Raw genomic sequence first — 16,412 nt, forward strand, 5'->3', positions numbered from 1 at the left:
GGGTTCCACTATGCCGCAACGGCTTCGGCGGACTCAGTCTGTGACTGTGCCCGGATCTTCCGGGAAGCGGCGAGGGCACCGGCGATGGTGATCAGGGACATCAGCGCCAGGACCGCGCCGGGATGCCACCAGGCCGCGGAGGTGGCGTCGGAGAAGAGCTGGGTGACTGCCGGAGTAAAGCCTGCGGCGATGCCGGCGAAGCTGTAGGCCAGGGACATGGCGGTGTAGCCGGTCCGGGCCGGGAACAGGTCCGCCATCAGTCCGCCCAGGGCTGCCCAGGCGGCGGTCGGGGCGATGCCGCCGATCAGGATGGTCAGGATGTACAGCGGCTGGTCGGCGATGCTGATCAGGTAGTACAGGGGGAACGAGATGATTGCGGTGGCGGCGGCACCTCCGGCAACAACGCGGGCCGAGCCAACCCGGGTGGCCAGCCACCCGAAGGCGGGAATGGTGGCCAGCTGAAGCACGGAACCCACCAATGCTGCGTTGAGGACCGTGGATTCGGACAGCCCCAGGACGGTGGTGCCGTAGGCCTGCGTATAGGTGGTCATGAGGAAGTACGATCCGATGCCCAGCAGTGCGGCGGCCATGGCAATGACGACGGCGGCGGGCTGGCTGCGCAGGACCTCAAGGACAGGAACACGGGCCACCTGGTGGTGCTCTGCGACGTCCTTGAAGACGGGAGTCTCGTCAATAGCGAGACGGAGGTAGAGGGCCACTGCCATGAACGGGAAGGCCAGGAGGAACGGGATCCGCCAGACACCGGCCTCCATGGCTTCGGGAGAAACCTGGGTCAGGATCAGGAAGGTGGCCGTGACCATGATGGTGCCAACGGGCGAACCGATCTGGGGGATGGCAGCGTACAGGGCGCGCTTCTTCGGTTCGGCATGTTCGCTGGCGATCAGGACTGCTCCGCCCCACTCCCCGCCAACGGCCAGGCCCTGCAGCAGCCGCAGGGCCACCAGCAGGATTGGAGCCCAGACGCCGATCGCCGCATAGTCCGGCAGCAGGCCGATGATGCCGGTGGCCAGGCCCATCAGGACGATGGTGTAAATCAGGGACTTCTTCCGGCCCACCCGGTCACCAATGTGGCCGAACAGCACTGCGCCCAGCGGCCGGGCAACGAATCCCATGCCCAGGGACAGGAATGCCAGCAGCGTCCCGGTCAGGGGATCCACGTCCGGGAAGAACACCCGGTTCAGGATGAGGGCTGCAGCCGTTCCGAAAACATAGAAATCGTAGGATTCAAGCGCTGTTCCAACGAAGGAAGCACCGGCGACCCTGCGGGCCATCCGGGAACGCTGGGCGGGGTTCACGGGTGTGGAGGAAGTAGACACAAGTGCTGATTGTGCTAGGTGCCGGGAGCTTTGGCCAGTCGCTGAGTTCAACGTCACTATTTGGGCTGCTGGTCGCCGGTCTCCCGCGCCGAACAGCGTCCCGTCCCGAAAGGACAAAGGCTGGCGTGTCCGGCTCCGCGCCGGCGCCCGCGGCGTTAGGCCGGGCGGATCGCGGGGATGTGCTGCTGCAGGACGGCGCCGCCGGCCTGGAGCAGCGAATCGCCTACCAGCGCCGGATCGGACACGTAGCCGTGGACCATGGCGCCGTCCCGCAGCATGATCAGCTGGTCAGCCACGAGTCCTGGGTTCTGCGCACCCAGCCTGCCCGCCAGCTCCGCGACCAGGGCGCGGAACCAGTCCCGGTGGCGCGCGACGGCAATACGGACCGGATGTTCGGCCTCCGGGTACTCCGCGGCGGCATTAATGAAGGGGCAGCCGCGGAAACCCGGCCTGCAGGTTTCATCGCCCATGGCCTGGGCCAGCGCCGCCAGGGCACGGCACGGATCATCCGGCAGGTTCCCGGCAGCTTCCCGGATCCGTTCCGACTGCTGGTCGAGATACGCCTCCACCAGGTTGTCCTTGGTGGGGAAGTAGCGGTAGAACGTGACCTTCGTGGTGCCGGCGGCAGCGATAATCTTGTCCGCGCTCACGGCACGGATTCCCTCGCGGTAAAAGGCCTCGCCGGCGGCGGCCAGGATGCGCTCGCGGACAGGCCGCACTGGCGTGGGTGCCAAGGGAAACCTCCTGAAGTAGTTCCGGGCCGGGGCTGGCCATTAGTAGACTTACTAGTTAGTCTACTGCTAGAACGGCGGAACGTCGCCCTTCCAAGCGTCCAGTGTTCCAACCGAAGGAGAACCGATGAGTGCCCTTTACACAGCAGTTGCCACCGCAACCGGTGACGGCAGGAACGGAGAAGCCCGGACCAGCGACGGCCTGCTGGAAGTCGATCTTGCGGTTCCGAAGGAAATGGGCGGAGCCGGCGGGGCCACGAACCCCGAGCAGCTCTTTGCAGTCGGCTACGCAGCCTGCTTCCACTCGGCACTGAAGATGGTCGCCCGCCAGGCCAAGGCAGAGATCAGCGACAGCGCAGTGACCTCCGAGGTCAGCATCAATCCGAAGGAGGAGGGCGGTTTCCAGCTTTCCGTGGCACTGCACGTGGAGATGTCCGGAGTCGACCAGGCCACGGCAGACAAGCTGGTCCACGAGGCGCACCAGGTCTGCCCGTACTCGAATGCAACCCGGGGCAACATCGAGGTGGAAGTGGACGCCGTCGTCGGCTAGTCGATCCCTTCAACGAGATAACAGAAACTGCCCGTATCGAGCTCGATACGGGCAGTTTCTGTTATCTCGTTTGGAGCTACTTGCGCAGGGACTCGGCGATCTGGGACATCACTGTGTTGTCCGCCAGGGTGCTCGAATCGCCCGGCTCGCGGCCCTCGGCAACGTCCTTGAGCAGCCGGCGCATGATCTTCCCCGAACGCGTCTTGGGCAGCTCGGGAACCACCAGGATGTGCCGGGGCTTGGCGATCGGGCCGATCTCCTTACCCACGTGGTTGCGCAGGGTGGTGACGATGTCATCGTCGTCCTTGGCGCTGCCGCGCAGGATCACGAAGGCGACAACGGCCTCGCCGGTGGTGTCATCCGTGGCGCCAACCACTGCGGCCTCCGCCACCGACGGGTGGCTGACCAGCGCGGATTCGATTTCAGTGGTGGAGAGGCGGTGGCCGGAGACGTTCATGACGTCATCCACGCGGCCCAGCAGCCAGATGTCTCCGTCTTCGTCCTTCTTGGCGCCGTCGCCTGCGAAGTACATGTTGTCGAAACGGGACCAGTACGTGTCCTTGAAACGCTGCGGGTCGCCCCAGATGCCGCGCAGCATGGCGGGCCACGGCTCCTTCACGACGAGGAAGCCGCCGGAGCCGTTCGGCACCGGTTCGCCCATTTCATCCACCACGTCCACGGAGATGCCCGGTACCGGAACCTGGGCGGACCCGGGTTTCGTGGCCGTGACACCGGGCATGGGGGCGATCATGTGGGCACCGGTTTCGGTCTGCCACCAGGTGTCCACGATCGGGGCCGGAACTTCCTTCTTGCCGCCGTTTCCGCCGATCACCGTGCGGTACCACATCCAGGCTTCGGGGTTGATGGGTTCGCCCACCGTGCCGAGGACCCGGATGGAGTCCAGGTTGAACTTGCCCGGGATATCCCTGCCCCACTTCATGCAGGTGCGGATCGCCGTCGGCGCTGTATAGAGGATGGAGACCTTGTACTTCTCCACCAGCTCCCACCAGCGGCCCTGATGCGGGGTATCCGGGGTTCCTTCGTACATCAGCTGCGTGGCGCCGTTGACCAGCGGTGCGTAGGTGACGTAGCTGTGGCCGGTAACCCAGCCGACGTCGGCCGTGCACCAGTACACGTCCGTCTCGGGCTTCAGGTCGAAGGTGGCGCGGTGCGTGAAGGCGGTCTGTGCCAGGTACCCGCCGGTGGTGTGCAGAATGCCCTTGGGCTTCCCGGTGGTGCCGGAGGTGTAGAGGATGAACAGCGGATGTTCGGAATCATGCGGCACAGCGGTGTGCTCGCCGCTCGCGGAACCGACGACGTCGTCCCACCACAGGTCCCGGCCTTCGGTCCACTCGACCGGCTCGCCGTTGCGCTTGACCACGACGACGTTGGAAACGGTGTGCCCTTCCTTGACCAGGGACTCATCGACTGCCGGCTTGAGCAGGCTGGGCTTGCCCCGGCGGTATGAACCGTCCGCGGTGACAACGAGCTTTGCCTCGGCGTCGTCAATCCGGCTGCGGAGTGCATCGGCGGAGAAGCCTCCGAACACTACCGAGTGGACTGCACCGATGCGGGCGCAGGCCAGCATGGTGATGACGGCCTCGGGGATCATGGGCAGGTACACGGCCACACGGTCGCCCTTGGAGACGCCGAGGGACTCGAAGGCATTGGCTGCCTTTTTTACCTCTTCAGTCAGCTCGGCGTAGGTGTACGTGCGGGTATCACCGGGCTCGCCCTCGAAGTAGATGGCAACCCGGTCTCCGCGTCCTTCCTCCACATGCCGGTCCAGCGCGTTGTACGAGGCATTGAGCTTGCCGCCCACGAACCACTTGGCGAACGGCGCGTCAGTCCAGTCCAGAGTCTGGGTGAAGTCTTCATCCCAGGTGAGCAGCTCCCGGGCCTGCCTGGCCCAGAACTCCGGCCCGGAAGCGGCGGCTTCCTCGTAGAGCCCGGGCTGAGCCACGGCGGAGGCTGCAAATTCCGCGCTTGGCGGAAAGCTGCGGCTCTCGTGGTAGAGGTTCTCCAGTGCGTCACCGTGCTGCTTGACCGGAGGCTGTTCAGACATCTCGGACCCTTTCCGTTGGCTTGAACCCGGCGCGGATGCCGGGCTGCGGCCCGGCCGGCGGGGCGGTTTAGCGATGTTGTCCTTACCCTAACGCGGCGAAGCCCAAGGTGTGGCACCGGTCACAACACCCTCCGTGAAACGGGGTAATTATGCGATAAACGGTAGCTCCGGCGCCCCGCCACGGGGGCTTACCGGTAGTCTGTCCTGCTGGCGTTGACTAGGCTGTCACTGAAAGCAAACCGCTTGTGGCGCCGCTGCGGCGGTGCCTCAGCACGGTCGGCGCACCCGCCTTCCGGTTGCTGCTGTCGGAACGGAGACCAGAATGAACCAGCCCCACGTTGAACACGAGGAACGCGCTGCCGCGGAGACCCCCGGCGCGCTGGCATCTGCACCCGGAGCAGGGGTCCGTGCGGTGGCAGGCCCGTTCGGGCTGCGGGACATCGTTGTGGGCGCAGCCGTCCTGGTAATGCTGGTCGGCAGCGTGCTGCCCTTTGCCGTTGCCGGCGGGCGCAACCTGTGGACGGTGTTCAGTCTGTTCTACGTCGGCATCGGGATCATCATGCCGCTGCTGGTCGCCGGACTTTTCGCTGCCCGCCGCCTGGCGCCGTCGGTCCGCCTTCGGGTTGGATCCCTCTCGCTGGACCAGTTCGCATCAGTCATAGCCGTGCTGGCCGCAATCTTCTTCTTCCTGCAGCTGGTCTATGTGTTCAGCATCGGGTCCCTGCTGGGATTCATCGGTGCTGTGGCGCTGCTGGCCGCGACGACGTTCGCCCCGCACATCCCTCCTTTCTCCGCCGAGTTCAGCAACCGGACAGAGATTCCGGCACACCCGGTAGCCCGCGATGCGAAGCCGCTCCTGCGCGCACCCAAGCCTGTCCCGGCGCCCAAGCCTGAGAACGCAGGCGGACCCTCGGGTGCAGGTCCTGCAGGCGCGTTCGGTCAGCCCGGCCCTTCTGCCGCCGGTCCTGCAGCAGCCGGCCCCGCAACCGGTGCCCAGCGGCCCGTGCAGGGTGCTCCCGCCGGGGCGCAGCAGCCGGGTACGCAAAGTGCTCCAGGCTCCGAACCCACTGCACACACCGGCACACAGTCCGCTGCCGGACGGCCTGCCGGGACCGGAGCGGGCGCGGCCGCCGCTGGTGTTGCCGCTGCAGGTGCCGCTGGTGCTGGTGCTGGCGCTGGTGCGTCATCCGCTGCTGCCGGAGCGGGCGATTCCGCCACAGGAACCCCCGCTCCGGAACCTTCCGGCAGCGTCCCCGAACCCGGTGCTCCCGAATCCGCGGCCGCCGAACCCGGTGCCCCCGGAGCCAGGGCCCAGGAACCCCGTACCTCCGCCGGAGAAGATCCGCTGCCGGCAACCACTGTGAACCCGGCCGTCCGGGGAGGGGCCCCGGGTTCGGAGCAGCCGGCCCCTGAATCGATTTCGGCTACCCGGGAAGAGAACGAGAACGTCGTTGAAGCCTTCTGGTTCGCCGTTGGCACACCCCGCCAGATTGTCGACGAACGGACCGGGCTACCCCTGTTTATGTTCTACCCGGGCGACTGGGAACTCGGCCTGGAAGACCGCGGCCACGAGTTCCTGGTGCAGGACAAGCGGACCGGCCGGATCGGCGTCCTGCGTGACCTGACCAATATTGAGCGCGTCAGCGACGACAGCTCCGGCCACTAGATCAACACCCGATGCCCCGGCGCCCTGACACTGTTCAGGCGCCGGGGCATCGTTGACTGCGAAGGACACGACCTGACATGCCTACCGGCAACGATGCCTCCCAGCTGGCCCTGAAGCGACGGGCCCGGAAGATCAACCGCCTGCTTGGGGAGCTTTACCCCTATGCAGTGGCCGAGCTCGACTTCACGAACGCCTTCGAACTGCTGATCGCCACGGTGCTCTCCGCCCAGACGACTGACGTACGCGTCAACGCCGTCACCCCAGTGCTCTTCGCCCGGTACCCGGATGCCCGGGCGCTTTCGGAGGCGAACGAGGAGGAGCTGCAGGAACTGATCCGTCCCACCGGTTTCTTCAGGGCCAAGTCGGCAGCGATTAAGAAGCTAGCCACCCAGATTGTGGATGATTACGACGGCGAAGTTCCGAACAGGCTCGAAGACCTGGTGAAGCTGGCAGGGGTCGGCCGGAAGACCGCCAACGTGGTGCTGGGCAACGCTTTTGGAGTTCCGGGCATCACGGTGGACACCCACTTCCTGCGGCTGTCCCGCAGGTTCGGCTGGACCGGGTCGAAAGACCCGGTAAAGGTTGAGCAGGACGTAGCCGAGCTCTTTGAACCCAAGGACTGGACGCCGCTGTCCAACCGCGTGGTGTTCCATGGCCGGCGGGTTTGCCATGCCAAGAAGCCCGCGTGCGGGGCGTGCGCCGTCGCGCAGCTCTGCCCCTCCTACGGCGAAGGCGAAACGGACCCGGACAAGGCCCGGAAGCTGCTCAAGTATGAGCTGGCTCCCGGCCGCGAAGATCTCCTGGCCCGCATGATGGCCTCCGAAACCCGAGCCCAGCTGCGGGCTGCCGGCTACGGACTCGAAGCATGAGCGCACAGGCGCAGCTGGAAGCATTCGGGAATCTGGTCAGCGCCGGGGGCGGGGACTACGGACGCTACCTGCGTTTCCTGACCCGCGCCGTCGATCCGGCTGTTGCCCGCGAAGCCGCGGTCCTCATCCTCTTCGGCGTCCTGGACGAACACCCTTCCCGATTCCACTCCGAGGCGATCCCCGATGACCTCGATGTCCTGTTCGTGGAGCGCGCCTCGACCCTGAATGACCACCCCGGTCAGGTGGCCTTCCCCGGCGGGGGCGTGGACGCCTCCGACGCTGATGTGGTTGCCGCGGCGCTGCGCGAGGCGAACGAGGAAACCGGACTGGATCCGAGCGGCGTGCGGGTGCTTGGCACGCTGCCGAAGGTGGGCCTGCCGGTGAGCAATTTCCTGGTAACCCCGGTTCTGGGCTGGTGGGACAAACCAACGCCGGTGGACGTTGTGGACGAGGCCGAGTCTGCCTCCGTGTTCCGGGTCCCGGTGGCTGATCTGCTCAACCCCGCCAACCGCCGCACCACCGTGCTGCGCCGCGGCGGACAGGAGCACCGAGGTCCTGCGTTCCTGGTGAACGGAGTGGTGGTGTGGGGCTTCACCGCCCTGCTCCTGGACGAGGTGTTCAACCAGCTTGGGTGGACCCTGCCCTGGGACGAGGCGCAGGAGATGGTGCCGGAGGTTTAGCTACTTCGCCTCTGCATAGGAGTCGACGGCGGCGCAGTTCGGGCGATCCACAAAATGCGACTATTGTTGATGGGTCACGGCCATGCTCGTGACCATCACGTTGCCGTTTCAGCCGCCATGCCCCGTGCTGCCGTGCTGGCATCGGAATCAGCCGCGCTTCGAAGAGGAAGACTGTATTGCGCGTTTAGCGCGAGGGGAACCATGACTTTGAATCCACAGGGGACAATTGTCGTGCCACGAGGCGCGCGTACTCTGTCCACAAAACCGCCTCGCAAGTTCCGCACCGACATTCAGGCTCTAAGAGCAATTGCGGTCGGACTCGTGGTCCTCAACCACCTTTGGCCACTGCGTCTCCCCGGGGGATACGTGGGGGTGGATGTTTTCTTCGTCATCTCGGGGTTCCTCATTTCCTCGCATCTTTTACGAGAACTCGAAACGTATGGGCGAGTAAGGGTCTCTGCATTCTACTCGCGACGAGCGAGGCGACTATTCCCTGCGGCCTTTCTGGTGCTTGGATCATCGATGCTGCTGGCCGTTTTATTCCTGCCTTATCCTCGGTGGATAACAACCGCCCAGGAGGTGGTTGCCAGTATATTCTATTTTGAAAACTGGATGCTAGCAGCGAAGAGTGTGGATTATTCTGCTGCGACTGCGTCTGCGTCTGCGGTACAACACTTCTGGTCCCTGTCGGTCGAAGAGCAATTCTACCTTTTTTGGCCACTCTTTTTGATTCTGGGGGCCTACGTCGCCCGTAGGTTTAGGTATTCGCTCCGCACTGTATTGTCAATTGCAATTTTTGGAATAGCAACGCTCTCATTGGCATTTAGTATTTACGTTACTGCTGTGTGGCCGCAGCAGGCCTATTTTGCCACTCCCGTGCGTGTCTGGGAGTTCGCGGCTGGAGCGCTCATAGCGGTCTCCGGAGCGAGACTGGTGCGCCCCATCCTGCGAAATGCGATCGCTATCGTAGGATTTCTTGCGATTATCATTAGCTCTTTGACGTTTGGTGTAGATACAGCGTTCCCAGGCTGGATGGCGCTTATCCCGGTTCTCGGAACCGTTATGGTTATATGGGCGGGTTCGGGTGATGGGTCGCTTGTTCATGACCGTTTAACGGGTGTGCCCGTAATTCAATTCATCGGCAGAATATCCTACTCGCTGTACTTGTGGCATTGGCCCCTGATTGTGGTAGCTCCCTTCGTCTTCGGTGTGGTTCCAACAGCCCCTTATAAGCTGGTTATACTCGCTGTTTCCTTGCTTCTTGCATGGGGTACCAATGTGTGGATAGAAGATGTCTGGAAACAACGCCAGGGGCGACGTACGCGGACTAAATGGAAAGGTTTCCGTGCTCCTGTAGCGGGAATGGTGGCATTATCCCTCGTGGCTCTTTTGTTTGCCGCCGCCGGTAGCTATAAGGAATCAAAATCCATGGAACTGGCCGCTGCTGGCGCCGCTGGCCCCTGCTATGGTCCCGCTGCGGTCGGTAACCGTGACTGCGGTGATCCATTTTCCATAGAGGTTCCCGTGCCGGATATGGGAAAAGAAAATGAGTATTGGCACACTCCGGAGGAATGCGACACTGAAGACGAATTGTTGGAAGCTGGTGGCCCGGCTATCTGCGATTTTTCTAAGGGCGGTTCGGATGCGGAGGTCGTGTGGCTCGTCGGAGACTCGCACGCACAACAGTGGCAGGAAGCTGTCATGCAGACGGCACAGGAACGTGGATGGATTCTGAAATACAGCTATCGTGGCGGGTGCCCCTTGGTGGATGTTCCTCTGGTTTCGTTCAATGGTTCTATGTTGGATTCTGGATCGATCGAGGGATGCGGTCGCTGGTCTCAAGTAGTTCGGGACGCCGTGGAAGCGGACCTTCCTGACCGGGTATTTACTAGTACGTTCGCCGTGCGCGAGGTTATTGATGACGGTTCAGGCGCCCCCCAAACGGAGCAGTACTCGAGCGCGTTCGCACGTATCTGGCAACGGTGGACGGATACGGGAATCGTCGTCTACCCGATCGTCGATGCCCCGCTGAATGGAGTCGGGCGAAGTGTGGATTGTCTTTCCATGAACGGAGCTACGCCCCGAGCCTGTGAAGTGCCTCGGACGCAGGCGGTGGAATTCGAACCTGTAGGCGACGTAGTGCGGCGCTTGGGCAATGAAAGGATCGTCCCGATAGACCTTACGGACTACTTCTGCGATGATGTCAGCTGCTTCAGTGCAGTTGGGGGGGTCGCCGTTTATTACGACGCAAACCACCTGAACCGGTTATATGTTCGAGAACTGACCAGCCATATACAGGACATGGTGGACTGAATTTGGTGGAGGGTTGACCCAGGGCAGCTACTTCGCCTCTGCATAGGAGTCGACGGCGGCGCATACCACCGGGAACTCCAGCGGAATATTGCCGAACAGGAGTCCGGTGGCTTCCGCAGCCGCCTCGGTGACGATCGCCTCGGCTTCAGCCACCCGTCCGGCCGGAACATGGAGCATCACTTCGTCGTGGAGGAAGAACACCAGTTGCCCGGCCGGTGACGTGCCCGACGCCGCCCGCAGCCGCCGTCGTATGCCCGCCAGCCAGCAGGTGGCCCACTCTGCCGCGGTGCCCTGCACCACGAAGTTTCGCGTGAAACGGCCGCGGGAGCGGGCCAGGTTGTCCGCGCGCCGCTGTTCTTCGGCAGAGGATGTCCGCTGCGAGGCCAGCCAGGCCTCGGAAGCCGGGGGAGTGCTGCGCCCCAGGCGGGTGGATACCGTTCCGCCCGTCTCTCCGGCGCGTGCGGCGCGCTCAACAACAGCGATGGCCCGGGGGTAGTTCCGGGTCAGGACGGGCATCAGGCGGCCGGCTTCGCCGCTGGTCGCCCCGTACATGGCGCCAAGCATGGCCACTTTGGCCAGTGACCGGTCGCCGTTGAATCCCTGGTCCGCGATGCCCTGGTAGAGGTCCTTGCCGCGCGCGGCTGTCGCCAGCGCTGAATCCTGGCCGAGGGCGGCCAGTACCCGGGGTTCAAGCTGGGCCGCGTCGGCCACCAGGAGCTTGTGGCCGGGGTCTGCGCGGACGGCGTCGCGGACGTTCTTCGGGATCTGCAGGGCCCCGCCGCCGCGTGAGGACCACCGGCCGGAGACCACGCCGCCCACCACGTACTCTGTGCGGAACCTGCCGTTCTCCACCCAGTCATCGAGCCAGTTCCAACCGCTGGCCGAGAGCAGCCGTGCCAGTTTCTTGTAGCGCAGCAGCGGCTCAATCGCGGGATGGTCCTGCTGTTCCAGTTCCCAGGTGCGGGTGGTGCGGACTTCGATGCCGGCGCGGTGCAGGGCCCGGAGCAGTTCCTGCGGCGAGTCGGGGTTGAAAGACGGGTTGTTCAGCTTGGCCCGCAGTTCCGCGACTGCGGCTTCGAGTTTGGCCGGCCGCTGGCCTTCCGGAGGGCGCGGGCCCAGCTGTTCCTCCAGCATGGCTTCGTGCAGGTCCCGTCGCCAGGGCATGCCTGCGTGCTCCATCTCGGCGGCAACCAGTCCTCCGGCGGACTCGGCGGCCAGCAGGAGGGTGAGCCTGCGCCGTTCCGGACTGCCGGCAACGGCGGCGAGCTGGTCCTGGAGTTCTTCGGTGAGTTCCTCGACCGTGCGGCTCTGCTGCCGGGCTCGGGGATCCAGTGAATCCGCGCCGTCGAGTCCTTCGAAAAGGGAGCCCTGATCCTGGGCAGGCGGCAGGGGAAGCAGCTGCCGCGGGGCGAGGTCCGGTTCATCCTCGGGCCGACGAGACCGCAGTTCCTTGATGTAGGGCGTCTCTGCGGCGAATTCCGAGTTGCGCAGGATCTCACGGCACAAACTCAGGTCGTGGCTGCGTTCAACAGTGATCCCTGCCGCCAGGAGCCTGCCATAGGTCTCCCGGGTCCGGTCCCAGACCCAGCGGACACTGCCCGTGGCCGCTATACGCCGCGCCAGCTCGGGGCCGGTTACGACGGCGGGGGGTGCGGTGGGTACGCCGGAACCGTCCGTCTCCTGCAGTATCCAGTTGCTGGCTTCTGCCGGCCCGCCGCTATTGCGGTCAGCCGTTTTTGCCGGAGTCAGGACGATGTACACCCTCTTATTCTGTCCTGCGTGGGTGACGTTTCCTGACGCACCGCCGCTGCACTCCTCCTCCACACCCTGCCCCTGCACTGTTTCCGAGGGCGCGGGCTCTAACAACGCCCCGGTTATGCAGCCGCTGCAGGGGCCGCAGGGAGGAGTCTGTGGCCATGACCGACACCTTGTTCTGGCGTCCCGGCCCTCAGCCGCGAGAGGCAGAAGTTTCATCAGCAGCCCTACAGCCGGACGACAGTGTTGTGCTGGTACGTCCGGCCGCGCAGCAACTGCAGGATGAGGTGGCACGCATTGCAGTTGCTGCCGGGGTGGACCTGGTGCTCGCGGAGACTCTGGCAGAAGCCGAGCAGGGCCGGCCCGGCATCGTGCTGGTGGACCGGCTTGGCCTGCGCGGAACTGGGGGAGCCGGGCTCTTCTCCCGCCGTGGCCCCGAGACGGTCTGCGTTGGGTACGCATCCGACCAGCCATGGGCCCAGGCAGCTCAGGCAGGAGCCGACCGTGTGGTGGTGCTCCCGGAAGGCGGCGCGTGGCTGGCGGAATACCTTGCACGCAGCCGTGGGCCGGCAGGGCGTGTCATCGGAGTCGCCGGGACCTTTGGCGGCTCCGGAGGATCCACCCTTGCATGCCTCTTGGCCCAGGAAGCTGCGTCTGCCGGTAACACAGTCCTGCTTGCCGACGGTGATCCCGCAGGCGCTGGCCTGGAGCACCGTCTGGGGGCCGAATTCACTTCGGGACTCCGGTGGCGGGACCTTGCAGATGTGCGGGGGACAGTGAACCCGCAGCAGCTTGCCTCAGCCCTGCCCGGTATCGGGTCTTTTTCGCTGCTCGCGCATCCCGCCGGAGAGGCGCCACCCGGGCGCCTGGGGCTGGATGTGCTGCCCACGGTGCTGCAGGCGGCGCGGGGAAGCTACGGGTTGACCATTCTGGATCTGGGAACCAGTCCGGCCCCTGGCTCACCCGCACTGGAGCAATGTGACGGCGTACTGGCCGTAGTTGCAGGACAGCCCAGGCGGCTGCTCTCTGCGCGGTCCTGGTGTGCGTCGCTGGGGGAGCGCATCCCACCGGTATGGGCGGTGGTCAGGGGACCGCTGGCTGAAGGGCTTGACGAAGTCCGCGTGGCTGAGCTCCTGGACCTGCCACTGGCCGGCTATCTGCCCTGGACCCGTTCGCTGAACTCCGCGCAGGACGACGGGCAGCTGCTGCGGGTACGGCGCAGGAGACTGCAGCGTGCACTGGCCGGCATCCTGGCGGCACTTGATCCGCTGTCAGCGCCATGACCGGCCGAAGGGTTCATAGGGGCACGGCTCCAGCTGCCGCGCCCCCCGGATACGGTGCCGGCCTGGTGACCCAGGTCCGCGCCGATGTCCTGTCGAGGGATACAGCCGTCACCGGTGCTGCACTGGCGCAGGCGGTGCGGGCCAGCGGACGGCTGCTGGGCGCTGAAGGAGCACTCCGCGCCGTGGACCGGGTCCGCGCGGATCTGCAGGGACTGGGTCCCCTTCAGCCGCTTCTCGCGCTTCCAGGTTTGACAGACATCCTGGTCAATGGACCTGAAGAAGTTTGGACAGACACCGGCCAGGGACTGCAGCCTGCCGGGATTCGATTCGGTTCGGACACCGAAGTCCAGGCCCTGGCCTCCCGGCTGATCGCGGCCGGCGGACGGAGGCTCGATGACAGCTGCCCCTGCACGGACGTGCAGCTCGGCAGTTACCGGGTGCATGCAGTGCTGCCGCCGGTGTCCACGGGCTCCACTCTGCTCTCCATCCGGCTGCGTTCTCCGCGCAGTTTCCCGCTTGAAGCGCTGGAAGCCGGGGGCATGCTGGACGGTGTATGCGCCCGGGTGCTTCGTGACATCGTTGCCGGTCGGCTGAACTTCCTTATCAGCGGTGCTACCGGAACGGGCAAGACCACCCTCCTCTCCAGCCTGCTGTCCCTCAGTGACCCCGGAGAGCGAATCGTCCTCATCGAAGACGCCGCCGAACTGGACCCGGCACACCCGCATGTGGTGGGACTTCAAAGCCGTCACACGAACGTCGAGGGGGCGGGGAAGGTCGATCTGCCGGACCTGGTGAGACAGGCGATGCGCATGCGGCCGGACCGCCTGATCGTCGGCGAATGCAGGGGCCCAGAAGTGAGGGAGCTGCTGGCGGCCATGAACACCGGGCACGACGGCGCAGGCGGCACCATACATGCCAACTCGGCGGCTACCGTGCCGGCGCGTCTGGCTGCGCTGGGTGCCCTGGCCGGCATGAGCCCCCGGGCACTGGCGATGCAGGCGGCAGGGGCGCTGGACGCGGTCGTTCATTTGGAACGTTCAGCGGAGGGCCGCCGTGTCGCCGGGATCTCCGTGCTGACGACTTCCGCGGAGGGCGAGCTGCTGGCTCTTCCGGCTTTGTCTTTGAGCTCCGGCGGAATGCAGCGGCGGGAAGGGTGGGAACGGCTCCTGATGAGGCTGGAAGCGAAAGGGAGACGGTGATCTGCTCGGGGACAGGGCTCCGGCAGCCCGTGGCATGAGCGGGGCACTGACAGGGCTGCTGCTGGCAGCGGCCTGGGCGCTCCTGCTGGCACGTCCCGGGCAGATCCTGGTGGAGCGAGCACCCGGGAGCAATGGGCCCACGTCTCCGGCCGACGGGCCGGGGTCACGCAGGAGGAGCCGGTCAACGGGGTCCGGGTTTCGGCCTGGAAGCCGAGCAGCGCAGCAGGAGGAGGCGCTGCACCGACTGCCGCTGCTGGTTCACCAGCTGGCGGGTCTGCTGGCTGCCGGACGTACCCCGGCCGATCTCTGGTCGGATGCAGCAGCCCTAAGCCGGGACGGGGGTGACACCGACACAGCGGGCGTCCTGGAGTCAGCTGCGCGCGCAGCGGAACTGGGACTAAGCCCGGTGTCTGCCCTCCGTGATGCAGCGTTGTCGGCACACGGACTGGAGGCTGCAGTGTGGAACGATCTCGCGGCGTGTGTGCACACCGCTGAGCACAGCGGTGCCCCGCTGGCTAAGATACTTGCCCGGTACGCCCAGGGGCTGGAAGGCATGCTGGATTCTCGGGCGGCGAGGGCGACGGCACTGGCTGGGCCGAAGGCGACAGCCCGTCTGCTCACCTGGCTTCCGGTTGGTGGACTGGGACTCGGCTATGCGCTGGGTGCGGACCCGCTGTCCGTGCTTACGCAGAGCCCTGCGGGCTGGGCTGCTGCGGGCACCGGAACAGTGCTGGCTCTCGCGGCGCGAATCTGGTCGAGGGTTCTGGTGCGGCGGGCAACTGGTTCGGAAATCCAGTGATGAGCGCGGAACTGCCATGAGCGGACTGGCGGTCAGCGTGCTTCTGGCGGGCGCTGCAGCGGTGCTCTGGGGGATCAACGGTACCTCGGTCCCCCGAGCCATCCGGCACGGTTTCGCGGGCCGTCATCCATCGGACGGCGGCACCTCCGGGGATGCTGGACGTGGCGTCTCAGATCCGGCGCTCATGCTTGACCTCATGGCCGCGATGCTGACGGCAGGCCGTCCCCTGCCTGCCGGGATGCGTGCACTCAGTGAGGTGGCCGAACCAGGACTCGGACGGATTCTGGCCCGTGTAGTGACGGCGCTGGAGCTCGGAGCGGGCTGGCATGAATCCTGGGAACTGGTGCTTCGGGCAGAGAAAAGCTCCGGACGCGGTGCCGCCGTCAGTATTCCGGCAGCTGCAGAACTACAGAGCTCCCTGGCGTTCGCGGCTACCAGCGGGGCACCGTCCGCCGCCGTGCTTCATGCCCAGGCCGCTCAGCTGCGTCGGCGGAAGGCCCGCGAAGCGGAACGCCGTGCAGCGGCCCTGGGCGTCCACCTGGTGCTCCCGCTCGGACTCTGCGCGCTGCCGTCATTTATCTGTCTGACGGTTGTCCCTCTGCTCCTGACGCTTCTGCCCTCGTTCTAGACCCGTTGCTCCTCCACAGCAGCTGCGGCTTCCAGGACTTATCCAGAACGCGGGGCCAACCGTGGGGCCTGCCGCGACGAGCCGCCAGAATCGATGCAGCGTCCAGGAATGAGAGGCCCCCGGGACGCAAATTATCCAACTACTCAGCACCACAAGGAGCACCCTATGTCTGTCATGCCGTATGACCCCTCACCGCTCTTCGCGGGAGACCAGGAAGGCCCGCGGTCAGAGGCCGTTCAACACCCCGCTGGCCGGACCGCGGATCAGGGCTCTGCCGTCCAGTGGAGGACGGCAGAGCCGGCAGCGGGGTTGCAGCACACCGCCGGAACCCGCGGCTTCGCGCCGGCCGGTCCGCCACGCACCGTACCACCCGGCCCGGAGTCGGAGGGAGGGGTTCCGCTGGCCCGGGTGATACCGCTGCGCCCCAGGCAGCAGGCCAATGATCTGCAGGACCGCGAAGCGGGCATGGCAACTGCTGAATACGCCATCGCCACCCTTGCCGCCGTGCACCGAGTAAGGCGTACTTTAGGCTAGGCT

At 65.5% G+C, this 16,412-nt stretch carries 14 protein-coding genes; 10 read left to right on the forward strand and 4 right to left on the reverse strand.

Annotated elements, in window-relative coordinates; all coding sequences use genetic code 11:
- Positions 1–8 precede the first annotated feature (8 nt).
- Both AO716_RS01040 and AO716_RS01045 read right to left on the reverse strand, forming a co-directional pair.
- The gene (locus AO716_RS01040; RefSeq protein ID WP_055239107.1) at positions 9–1,337 is read right to left on the reverse strand and encodes an MFS transporter; all 1,329 of its coding nucleotides are present in this window, start codon (positions 1,335–1,337) and stop codon (positions 9–11) included.
- Positions 1,338–1,492: 155 nt separating this feature from the next.
- Positions 1,493–2,071: a TetR/AcrR family transcriptional regulator gene (locus AO716_RS01045; protein ID WP_055239108.1), complete on the reverse strand. Its 579-nt coding sequence runs from the start codon at positions 2,069–2,071 to the stop codon at positions 1,493–1,495.
- Between the two features lie 124 nt (positions 2,072–2,195).
- On the opposite strand from AO716_RS01045, the gene AO716_RS01050 reads away from it, so the two are divergent.
- A complete protein-coding gene (locus AO716_RS01050; RefSeq protein WP_055239109.1) occupies positions 2,196–2,618 on the forward strand; it encodes an organic hydroperoxide resistance protein in 423 nt (140 codons plus the stop codon).
- A 76-nt stretch (positions 2,619–2,694) separates the two neighbouring features.
- Here the strand turns inward: AO716_RS01050 and acs are convergent, their stop codons facing one another.
- Positions 2,695–4,683 (reverse strand): acetate--CoA ligase, encoded by a 1,989-nt coding sequence (gene acs / locus AO716_RS01055; RefSeq protein ID WP_055239110.1) that lies wholly within the window; start codon positions 4,681–4,683, stop codon positions 2,695–2,697.
- Between the two features lie 322 nt (positions 4,684–5,005).
- Here acs and AO716_RS17400 point away from each other — a divergent pair, with 322 nt between their 5' ends.
- From AO716_RS17400 to AO716_RS16850, 4 genes are all read left to right on the forward strand, one after another.
- Positions 5,006–6,349, forward strand: coding sequence for a hypothetical protein (locus tag AO716_RS17400; RefSeq protein ID WP_055239111.1), 1,344 nt, complete (start codon positions 5,006–5,008; stop codon positions 6,347–6,349).
- A 77-nt stretch (positions 6,350–6,426) separates the two neighbouring features.
- On the forward strand, positions 6,427–7,218 hold the full coding sequence (gene nth / locus AO716_RS01065) for an endonuclease III (RefSeq protein WP_055239112.1): 792 nt from the start codon (positions 6,427–6,429) through the stop codon (positions 7,216–7,218).
- Positions 7,215–7,898: an NUDIX hydrolase gene (locus tag AO716_RS01070; RefSeq protein ID WP_055239113.1), complete on the forward strand. Its 684-nt coding sequence runs from the start codon at positions 7,215–7,217 to the stop codon at positions 7,896–7,898. The genes nth and AO716_RS01070 overlap by 4 nt, the downstream gene beginning before the upstream one ends.
- 201 nt (positions 7,899–8,099) lie before the next feature.
- Positions 8,100–10,211 carry an acyltransferase family protein gene (locus AO716_RS16850; protein ID WP_160317897.1) on the forward strand — a complete coding sequence of 704 codons (2,112 nt, stop codon included), beginning with the start codon at positions 8,100–8,102 and terminating at the stop codon, positions 10,209–10,211.
- Positions 10,212–10,238: 27 nt separating this feature from the next.
- Here the strand turns inward: AO716_RS16850 and AO716_RS01080 are convergent, their stop codons facing one another.
- The gene (locus AO716_RS01080; RefSeq protein ID WP_055239115.1) at positions 10,239–11,972 is read right to left on the reverse strand and encodes a bifunctional 3'-5' exonuclease/DNA polymerase; all 1,734 of its coding nucleotides are present in this window, start codon (positions 11,970–11,972) and stop codon (positions 10,239–10,241) included.
- A gap of 155 nt (positions 11,973–12,127) precedes the next feature.
- Here AO716_RS01080 and ssd point away from each other — a divergent pair, with 155 nt between their 5' ends.
- From ssd to AO716_RS17795, 5 genes are all read left to right on the forward strand, one after another.
- Positions 12,128–13,249 carry a septum site-determining protein Ssd gene (gene ssd, locus AO716_RS01085; RefSeq protein ID WP_055239116.1) on the forward strand — a complete coding sequence of 374 codons (1,122 nt, stop codon included), beginning with the start codon at positions 12,128–12,130 and terminating at the stop codon, positions 13,247–13,249.
- A gap of 65 nt (positions 13,250–13,314) precedes the next feature.
- The gene (locus AO716_RS01090) at positions 13,315–14,448 is read left to right on the forward strand and encodes a TadA family conjugal transfer-associated ATPase (RefSeq protein WP_235471972.1); all 1,134 of its coding nucleotides are present in this window, start codon (positions 13,315–13,317) and stop codon (positions 14,446–14,448) included.
- A 34-nt stretch (positions 14,449–14,482) separates the two neighbouring features.
- Positions 14,483–15,247, forward strand: coding sequence for a type II secretion system F family protein (locus AO716_RS01095; RefSeq protein ID WP_055239117.1), 765 nt, complete (start codon positions 14,483–14,485; stop codon positions 15,245–15,247).
- Positions 15,248–15,263: 16 nt separating this feature from the next.
- The gene (locus AO716_RS01100) at positions 15,264–15,875 is read left to right on the forward strand and encodes a type II secretion system F family protein (protein WP_055239118.1); all 612 of its coding nucleotides are present in this window, start codon (positions 15,264–15,266) and stop codon (positions 15,873–15,875) included.
- 174 nt (positions 15,876–16,049) lie between these two features.
- Complete coding sequence (locus AO716_RS17795; protein ID WP_152969847.1) at positions 16,050–16,409, forward strand: DUF4244 domain-containing protein; 360 nt, start codon at positions 16,050–16,052, stop codon at positions 16,407–16,409.
- Positions 16,410–16,412 lie beyond the last annotated feature (3 nt).

The sequence above is a fragment of the Arthrobacter sp. Edens01 genome (assembly GCF_001307035.1).
Taxonomy (GTDB): domain Bacteria; phylum Actinomycetota; class Actinomycetes; order Actinomycetales; family Micrococcaceae; genus Arthrobacter_B.

Bases quoted from the DNA above. Each gene is read 5' to 3' on its own strand.
- AO716_RS16850 (WP_160317897.1), top strand. From the start codon at position 8,100: ATGACTTTGAATCCACAGGGGACAATTGTCGTGCCACGAGGCGCGCGT.
- AO716_RS01070 (WP_055239113.1), top strand. From the start codon at position 7,215: ATGAGCGCACAGGCGCAGCTGGAAGCATTCGGGAATCTGGTCAGCGCC.
- ssd (WP_055239116.1), top strand. From the start codon at position 12,128: ATGACCGACACCTTGTTCTGGCGTCCCGGCCCTCAGCCGCGAGAGGCA.
- acs (WP_055239110.1), bottom strand. From the start codon at position 4,683: ATGTCTGAACAGCCTCCGGTCAAGCAGCACGGTGACGCACTGGAGAAC.
- nth (WP_055239112.1), top strand. From the start codon at position 6,427: ATGCCTACCGGCAACGATGCCTCCCAGCTGGCCCTGAAGCGACGGGCC.
- AO716_RS01100 (WP_055239118.1), top strand. From the start codon at position 15,264: ATGAGCGGACTGGCGGTCAGCGTGCTTCTGGCGGGCGCTGCAGCGGTG.
- AO716_RS01050 (WP_055239109.1), top strand. From the start codon at position 2,196: ATGAGTGCCCTTTACACAGCAGTTGCCACCGCAACCGGTGACGGCAGG.
- AO716_RS17795 (WP_152969847.1), top strand. From the start codon at position 16,050: ATGCCGTATGACCCCTCACCGCTCTTCGCGGGAGACCAGGAAGGCCCG.
- AO716_RS17400 (WP_055239111.1), top strand. From the start codon at position 5,006: ATGAACCAGCCCCACGTTGAACACGAGGAACGCGCTGCCGCGGAGACC.
- AO716_RS01095 (WP_055239117.1), top strand. From the start codon at position 14,483: ATGAGCGGGGCACTGACAGGGCTGCTGCTGGCAGCGGCCTGGGCGCTC.